General features: G+C 69.3%; 5 protein-coding genes and 2 pseudogenes. 5 read left to right on the top strand and 2 right to left on the bottom strand.

What is annotated here, in order from left to right; genetic code table 11:
- A pseudogene (locus tag ACWC2T_RS30285) lies at positions 1-125 on the bottom strand (oxidoreductase); the annotation flags it as partial.
- Between the two features lie 377 nt (positions 126-502).
- Here ACWC2T_RS30285 and ACWC2T_RS30280 point away from each other — a divergent pair.
- From ACWC2T_RS30280 to ACWC2T_RS30265, 4 genes are all read left to right on the top strand, one after another.
- On the top strand, positions 503-2,101 hold the full coding sequence (locus ACWC2T_RS30280) for a hypothetical protein (protein ID WP_450673522.1): 1,599 nt from the start codon (positions 503-505) through the stop codon (positions 2,099-2,101).
- Positions 2,102-2,245: 144 nt separating this feature from the next.
- Positions 2,246-2,479 (top strand): GPP34 family phosphoprotein, encoded by a 234-nt coding sequence (locus ACWC2T_RS30275; protein WP_450673521.1) that lies wholly within the window; start codon positions 2,246-2,248, stop codon positions 2,477-2,479.
- Between the two features lie 23 nt (positions 2,480-2,502).
- Positions 2,503-2,895: a sugar nucleotide-binding protein gene (locus tag ACWC2T_RS30270; protein WP_450673520.1), complete on the top strand. Its 393-nt coding sequence runs from the start codon at positions 2,503-2,505 to the stop codon at positions 2,893-2,895.
- Positions 2,896-2,988: 93 nt separating this feature from the next.
- Complete coding sequence (locus tag ACWC2T_RS30265; RefSeq protein ID WP_450673519.1) at positions 2,989-4,893, top strand: S53 family peptidase; 1,905 nt, start codon at positions 2,989-2,991, stop codon at positions 4,891-4,893.
- 6 nt (positions 4,894-4,899) lie between these two features.
- Here the strand turns inward: ACWC2T_RS30265 and ACWC2T_RS30260 are convergent.
- A pseudogene (locus ACWC2T_RS30260) lies at positions 4,900-5,334 on the bottom strand (hypothetical protein); the annotation flags it as partial.
- 323 nt (positions 5,335-5,657) lie between these two features.
- On the opposite strand from ACWC2T_RS30260, the gene ACWC2T_RS30255 reads away from it, so the two are divergent.
- Complete coding sequence (locus tag ACWC2T_RS30255) at positions 5,658-8,417, top strand: protein kinase domain-containing protein (protein ID WP_450673518.1); 2,760 nt, start codon at positions 5,658-5,660, stop codon at positions 8,415-8,417.
- Positions 8,418-8,564: the final 147 nt, after the last annotated feature.

Genomic DNA, 8,564 nt, shown 5'->3' with positions numbered 1-8,564 from the left:
CCGATCCCCGAGTAACCCCCGGTGACGAGGGCAAGCTTGCCCGTCAGGTCGATGCCCTGCAGGACGTCGTCGGCGGTACTGGTGGCGCCGAAACCGGATCCGATCTTGTGCTGTGCAGTGCTCATACCCGGAACGCCATGAATTCGAGCGCACTCGAAGTCAAGCGGAGCGCTGAGCCACCGCAGCAAGAGCGTTCATGCCGCAGACGGCCGCACCCTGCGCGAATACCCCCAGTGACCGATTCGCGGTCCGCCCGGCCTCTCGTCGGCGTGCGCTCACCATCGATCACACCTCCCGCTCCTTCAACGTTCGGCAATGACCGGCGCGGCCGTTGAACCGCCCGTGAGCGCGGCACGTACCGCGATTGGATCCCTCGGGCGGGGCGATCCGGATTGTCTGTCCCTTTGCCACGCCCAGAAGGGTCCGCACTGTCACGACCGTCGTGCGCCCGCGCGGCCGTGGGCCACTCCCCACGGAAGGACGCACAGGGAGGAGCACCGAAGTGGCCCGCAAGGACCTGACACAGTCGTCGCGTACCGCGCGGCGGGAGCACGCCCGGCACCGGAAGCTGTCGAAGGTGTCACTCGCGCTCATCGGCGGCCCCGTGATTCTCGCCGTCGTCGCGGGGTCGGTGTTCGCGGCGGATGTCCATGCCCAGCACCGCCCGCAAACAAACCAGGCAGCCTCCGCACAGCCCGACGCAGCGGCTCGCAAACCGGATCCGAACTGCACGCTGCTGGTGCCGGACAATCCGCTCACCGCCCGCGGCCTGGCCACGCCGTACAGACTCGTCGCGACCGATCCGGCACTGGGACCCTGTCACGAGGCCAACCCCGACCAGTCGGCGTTCGTGGAAGCAGCGATCGTCACCCCGAACGGCAAGCTGACCGTCTACAACCCGTTGGTGGTCGACAAGGGAACGAGACCGGCCGCGCCCACCGTCCGGCCCTCGGTGCCGCGCGGCTCGACCGTGGGTATCTGGTTCGGTTTCAACGGCGCCGAGCTGACCTTGCGGGCAAGCGGCCGCCGGGCCGCTCCATCCCGGGGCCAGTGTGTCAACGGCCTGCAGGGTTCGGTCTTCGGCCAGTTCGCGTACTGCAACGCGCCGGCCTTCTTCCGGGCCGCCAACGCCCAGATCGCCAAGGGGCGCCTCAGGATTCCGGCGCTCGGCAGAGCCAAGGACGGCCTGCCCTGCCCGACCACGCGGGACTTCTCCGTCGTGGACCAGGACGGAAGCGACAACGTGGTGACCCACTACCTCGCCGACGGGCACGGCCGTATCGCCCAGAACAACGCCGCGAGCAGAGCCGCACTCAAGAAGGCCGCCCGGCTGACCAACCACGGCGACCGACACCACCGGCACAACGGCAGGACCAGGTCGGCGACCACCCGCGCCCCCAAGGACCTGGCCAACGGCAGCGACAACCTGTTGCTCACCCAGTTCATGGACCCTGCCCTCGGCTGCACGCCCTTCACCGCGCCCGACCAGTCCGGCGACGGCCGGGCCACGTCCGCCCTCGCGCTGGACGAACTGTCCGCCGCGGCACACCAGAAAGCGCCGATCGCCCTGGTCCCGCGGAACGACCCGATGACGCTCGTCGACGGCCGTGGCAGCGTCGCGAAGACCGACGCGTACCGCACCGGAGTCGACATGCCCGCGGTCGGTGCCGGAGCCGACGGTGACGGAGCGGCCTTCTGCACCGCCCTCTTCCGTGATCCGGCCGGCATCCAGCGCGTCTTCAAGGACAAGGCGCTCTTCGAGAAGGCGCCCTCGCCGGACCCGGCCATGGCGCCGAACCTCTTCGGTTTCCTCGCGGCACGGGCCAACCAGACGTTCACCAACCTGGGCTGTGATCATCTCCTCGGTGCCGCCGACCCCGTCGTCCTCACCACGGACGCGGACGGCATGGTCACCGACGCGGTGTTGACGGCGCTCGGGCGGACGCCTTCCTCGGCCGCTCCCACGACCAGCACCTCCCCGTCCGCGTCACCGAGCACCCCGCCGGCCGGCAGGGGCGCAGGTCCGACCGCCACCACCCAGGCCACCTCGTCGACCGACGCCCCCGCCTCCCCGTCGTGTGGGCGGGGCTGTGACGGCTGATCTCCGCCGGGCCGGAGACGGGGAGGTGCGGGCCACCGACATCCTCACGCGCTACCACCCGGGGCACGGCGGGTCCACCGGGCGTCCCCGTACACGGCGCCTTCCCCCTGCGATGCACATCGCCCGTCGCCGGGCGTTGGGCGAATGACCGCTCCAGGGAAGCCCGAGGACCAAACGGCGGCGCTGATCGCCCTACTGCATCATGCGGGGCTGCACACCGTGGCCCTGCCGACCGCTGACGCGACAGCGGTCGAGGCCCGGATGGCCGACATCGCCGAGGGGCAGGGGCCGGCGGACAAGTTGGGGGAAGCGGTGCAGTCCGCCCTCCGTGCGCTCGTCGTGCTCACTGCATCGTCCGTGCCCGGGATGTTCACCTGAGGCTGAGCGCAGAGAGGATCGGGGTGGAGTTCCCTGGGCAGGCAGGCGGGTCGGGCTCTGGATCGACGGCGCAGGCGGTGACAGTTCTCGTCACTGCAGCGAAAGGCATGCCCGGGCAGGACATGGCCAGGGTGCTGGACGGTGCTGGATACCGGGTACTGGCTCTCGGCCGACGAGATCTCGACGTCACGGACGCGGCAGCGGTGCGTCGGGAGCTGCGCGAACACCGGCGGCACCATGTCGTCAATTGCGCTGAACGCCAGGGCACGCCGGGACAATCGTTGTGCCGTCAGCCGAAAAATTTACGACGCCATCAAGCGCAAGCCCGTATGCACCCCCGGGCGCCAGACCCGCGTCGTACCGGGAAAGGGGACGGAGACCTGCTGTGCCGTTGCCCTTCCGGAGGGGTGGGCTGAGGCTTGGAAAGTACTTCGCACAGGGGTGCAGTGGGCTCGACGGTGAGGCGCGGTCGCAGAGCCGCGGCCGTCTGGGGTGCCTGCGCGGCCACGTTGGCGGCCACTGCCGTGCTGGGGGTGGCCGGCGGTGCACGCGCGGCGACGGCCGTCCCCGTCCCGGAGTCGGTCTCCCCCATGGTCCGCACGGCGTCTCGCGTCGGAGCCGTGCCCGCCTCGCAGCAGCTGACCGTGCAGGTATGGCTGACGCCCGATCTGGCGGGCGCCGCCGCATTCGCCGATGCGGTCGCCACGCCCGGCAGCGCCGAGTTCCACCACTACCTCAGTCCGAACGCCTACACCGCCAGGTTCGGCCCCTCCCCCGCGCACGCCACAGCGGTGGCGCGGTGGCTGGCGTCCCGCGGTCTCACCCAGGTGCACGCCGACAGCGGCCGGGACTACATCTCGGCCACCGGACCGGTGGCCAAGGTGCAATCGGCGTTCCGGGTGCGGATCGACCAGTACCGGGTCAAGGGTGCGAACGGCCGGTCGACCATGGTGCGGTCCAATGACCGCGAGGTGTCCGTTGCCTCCTCGCTCGCGTCCGATGTGCTGGGCGTGACCGGGCTGAGCAGTCTTCCACCCACCGTGCCTCAGGTCACACCCGCCTCGGCACCAGGGCCGCGTCAGCGGGCGACGAAGGCATCGAAGGCACCGACGTGCTCCAGGTACTGGGCGCAGCACGTCCAGGCGTTTCATCCGGGCTACCACGGGCTGACCAAGGCTTCGCAGCCGGTCTGCGGTTACTCCGCCGACCAGATCCGCGCCGCCTACGGCGCGACGTGGACGGACACCGGAAAGGGCCAGACCGTCGCCCTGACCGAGGACGAGGCGCCGGCCGCGATGTTCCAGACGCTGACGGACTACGCCAAGGCCAATCACCTACCGGTCCCGAAGCGCTCACAGTTCAGGCAAGTGCAGGCCGGCAAGGCCTGCACCGCCTCGTCGGCCTCGCCCATGGCGACGCGGTCGCCCGCCATCAATGACGAGGCGGAGATGGACTCCGAAGCGCTCTACGCGATGGCGCCTGACGCCACCCAGTTGATGGTGGTCGGGCAGGGGTGCGACGAGAACCAGGCGTTGCTGAACGCCTCCCTCGCCGTGCTGACCGGGAGCGGCGGTCGTCCCAGCGCCTCGATCGTGTCCAACTCATGGCAGATCCCCCTGGGTGTGGTGCCGGCCAAGACCGTGCACGCGATCGACGTACGGGCCGCCGCTGAAGGGGTCGGCATGTACTTCGCCTCCGGTGACACGCCCGGTCTGACGGTGACCGATTCCGACCCGTACGCGGTGGCGGTCGGCGGCACCAGCCTCGGTATCGGGGCGGCGAACAACCGGGTGTTCGAGACCGGGTGGTCCGACGACTACGGCTCTTTGGACAAGGGCATGTGGACCGACGTGGGCATCAGCGGGGGCGGCGGAGGCGTCGGCGCCGTCTACGGGCAGCCCTCCTACCAGAAGGGTGTCGTTCCCGCGTCGATGTCGCGCGTACAGGTCGGCAAGCGGTTCGTCACCGGGCGCACGGTGCCCGACATCGCCGCGGACGGCGATCCCGACACCGGGATGCTGACCGGCTACATCGAGTCGACGAGCAACGGGAACCCGGGTCCCTACCGGACCGTGCCGAACGCGGGCACAAGTCTGGCGTGCCCGCTGATCGCCGGTCTCGTCGCCGACGCCCAGCAGGGCCAGAAGTCCGCCTTCGGCTTCATCAACCCGCTGCTCTACCACCTGGCCGGAACCCATGCGTTCCACGACGTCCTGCCGGTCACCGCGTCGACGCCCCAGCAGGACCGCGGCGCCTATGTCGCCGGCGACGGGTCCGTGGGCCTCGATGTGTTCGACTCGCAGGAGCGCGCCTACACCGGTCAGGTGACCGCCAGGGGCTACGACACCATGACGGGCGTCGGCACGCCGAACGGCGCCGCGTTCATCGCGGGGCTGCGCACCAACGGAGACTGACGGGCGCAGCCGGAATGCGCCGACACGGACGTGTCGCGGGTGCTCGGAGCTGGTGCGCTCCAGTAGTCAGTCGGCGGGCAGTTCCTTTGCCAAGGGCAGCAGGGCGACGGCCGTCTCGCGGACGACACCAGCGGCAGGGTGGTCGAGGAGCGGCTGCAACTGCTTCACAACAACGCAGTCCAGTGCCCGCAGCCCTGCCACCGCCCGCGTTCGCACCCCGGCCGCTGGGTGGGCAAGCAGCGGCCACAGCAGCCCAGCGTCCACGCGGTTCCCGCACTCGGCCGGCCCGATCACCGCACCGGGCGGCAACTCAAGGTCGTCCGGTGCCGTGCACCGCTCCCGGTACCAGGCCACCGGATCACCTCCCGGCTGTCGTACGACATACCGGGCGCAAGCGCGCACCAGCGCGGACCGGTCGCTGGGAAACGACTCCGCCTGCTCAACAGGCCACCGGCGAGGCCACGGACACTCGAGAACGGCTCCAGCCGCCCGTCTGCGGCCGATTTCCCCCTCCCGACCTGGGAACCCCGGGCGCACGATGTGGCGCGCTCATGGCGCCGCGCAACCCGTGCTCGGTCCCGGAGCTCTACTCAAGGATCTACAACCCGCGCCGGTGTACTACAGGTTGGGGTGCAAGGCCCTTACGCCGGGGACCGTAGTCGCCGCACGGCTCGCCGAAGCCTGGATTCCCGCCGTCTTGGCCCGTCCCGCGCCTCGCAGTCCTAGTCTGGGTTGACAGCTGGGAACTGGATCAGGGGGACACGGTGCTGAATGTGCCGCTGCACCGGCAATTCCGTTACGTGCATGAGCCGTTGTCCGTTGGGGACACGGCGATTCCGGTTCTCGGGCACGAGGAACTCGTCGGCGCGCTCAAAGAGCGGCTGACATACTCGCGTGGTGGAACATTCCTGGTGACCGGCTTCCGCGGGGTTGGGAAGTCGACACTGGTCCTACGCGCTCTGGCGGAGGCTGCGCACGATTGGGGCAGCACTGAGGTGCTCCTGACGGTCCACCTCAACGTGGCCCGGTCGATGACGACTGATCAGCTGCTGTTCGCGGTAGTCCGGCGTATCTTCGAATCGCTCGACGACCGAAACCTCCTGCAGCAGCTACCGCGCGAGGTGCAGCACCAACTGCTGCTCGCGTACACTCGAACGTCGCTCTCCTTCAAACAGACGCAGTCGGACAGCACCGAGCGCGGCGGAACGATGGGTATCGGTCCGCAGAAAGGTCCGCTCGCCTCGCTCTCACCGACGTTGGGCATGTCGGGCAAGCGGACGCGCTCGTTGGCCACGGAGGCAGCCTTCCTCGCGTACTCCGAGACCGACGTCGAGCACGATCTCGTACGGATCATCCACCTGTTGAACGGCAATGAGGGCCGCCCCACTCCACGAAGGTTGCTGCGGCGCCGCAATCGCGGCACGGGATTACGCGTGCACCCGGTGGTCATACTCGACGAGGTCGACAAACTGACCGACAACCGCGAAGAGGCGCTTGAAGACCTGGAGCTGCTGCTCGGCCGCCTCAAGAACGTCCTCACCGCGCGCGGCGCTCACTTCATCCTGGTCGCCGGACCGGACCTGCTCGACCGCGCGATCCGCGACTCCGACCGAGGCAACGGCCTGCACGAGAGCGTCTTCGGCTGGCGGATGTACGTGCCCTGCTTGTGGGAGGCGCCGGAGCGGCTGGTGCGCGGGCTGTCAGAGGCGGGAAGAGCGGAGCGCGCCGCGCTGCCGCACCCCTCGCAGGGCCGGCCGACGGGAGTCACGGCCGACCAGGACAGCAGCAACGGGGCGGGAGGGACTGCCGACCCGGAAGCCGAATCGGGTGACGTCGAGGAGTTCATCCAGTACTTGCGGTTCAAGGCACGCGGTGTGCCCCGACGGCTGCTGCAGGAGTTCAACCACCTGATCGAGTGGGAGGCGGGCGTGCCCTCACTGCGCGTACACCCGCAGGACTGGGCGCGGATCACCTTCTACAGTAACCTCGAATCAATCGTCTCAGCGGCTGTCACCAGCCACGGCTACGCTGCGCTGGCCCCGGTCCCGATCGACGAGGACCGCTGGCGGATGGGCGGCTATCACGTCGTGGACTGGGCCCTGCGGAGCAAAGGGAGGGTCTTCACCTCGGCGGACGTTGTCGGCACACAGGGCGGCGCCGCCGAGCAGGCACTAGACCCGTTGCTGCGCATGGACCGTCCCACGGTGGAGCGATTGCTGCGGCACCTCGCGCACGCCGGGGTGCTGGACGTGGTCAGCGAGGCGGACCGCACGGACGCGACCTTCTACGGGCGCCGTGCCGACGTCCGGATGACCTACTACAAGCTCACGGACGCGTACAAGCGTCAGGTCGCCGGCTTCGCCCGCCACAGCGAGAGCGAGCGCGCCGACCTGGGCCTCCCGGCACCGGGCCCATACACGACCACCGGCACCAGCCTCACCACAGCCCTGCGCCCCACCCCCCGTGCGGGATCGAGCAGGGAGGCCGACCCCAGGCCCGACGCGCAGCCCGCGCCGGCACCGTTGGCTCTGCCCGATGCACCGATCACCGTCCTCAACGAGCGCTACGAGGTACGGAGCCTGATCGGTCAGGGCGGGATGGGCGCGGTCCACCAAGGCAAGGACCTGATGACCGGCAAGCCCGTTGCCATCAAGCTCCTGCACCCTGCGTTGCTGGGCGACGAGACCAGCCGGGCCCGCTTCCGCCGCGAAGCAGACATCGGCATGCGTCTGAGCCACCCTCACATCGTCCACACCCTCACGGCCGTGGATGACCCCGAGCCAGCCCTGATCATGGAGCTCATTCAGGGACCGTCCATCCAAGAGCTCCTCGATCGTGGTGGACCGCTGCCGCCCGGTCTGATCGCCCGCATCAGCAGGGAACTCGGGGAGGCACTCGAATTCACCGCGAGCCTCGGCCTGTCCAGGCTTGATCTAAAACCCAGCAACGTCCTGATGGAGGCTGTGCGCGGGGCCGTCATCGTCGACCTGGGCCTGGCCCGCTTCCTGGAGAACGGGCTTGACCGGATAACCCGGTCCGGGTACTTCATCGGTACGCCCGCCTACATGGCACCGGAACAGCTCAAAGGGGACGACGCCGACATCAGATCGGACATCTACTCGCTCGGGGTACTGCTGCATCAGTGCGTCACCGGACAGCAGCCGTACCAGGCGGCCGATGTGGCACAGATGATCTTTCGCATCATCCGCGAGGACCTGCCTGTCGCCGATTTGCCGGTCTCCCCCCAGTTCCGCGACCTGATCCGCAAGGCCACCGCCCGCGAGGCGGGCCACCGCCACCAGACTCCCGAAGCCTTTCTCACCGAACTGGCTGCCACTCCTGAAGCGGCGGCGGAGTCCGGCCCCGAGACTGTCGCCGCCCTCATCGACCGCCACCTGAGCTCACCTCGCACCCTGGATCAATCGGGGCCGCCGACACCGGAGGCCCCGGCCACCACACCAGTACCGCTACGCCCCGAACCCACCGTGGTCCGCCGGTCCCAGCCTCCGGCTGACGCGGGGTGATCGGTACGACCACAACGGTTGAGCTGCGGGACGACTCTGCGACCTCCAAGGCGCGAGACAAGCTCATCGCCGAGCGCCTCGACTGATCGGCAAGTGTCTGTTTCAACCCTCCCGACCTGGAACCAGGTGCACGATGCCGCGTACGGC

Source organism: Streptomyces sp. NPDC001393, assembly GCF_053597455.1.
Note: the sequence above shows the minus strand (reverse complement) of the source record. Positions and strands in the feature narration are given on the sequence as shown.

Excerpts from the sequence above, each read along its gene's own strand:
- ACWC2T_RS30275 (WP_450673521.1), top strand. The coding sequence starts at position 2,246 with ATGACCGCTCCAGGGAAGCCCGAGGACCAAACGGCGGCGCTGATCGCC.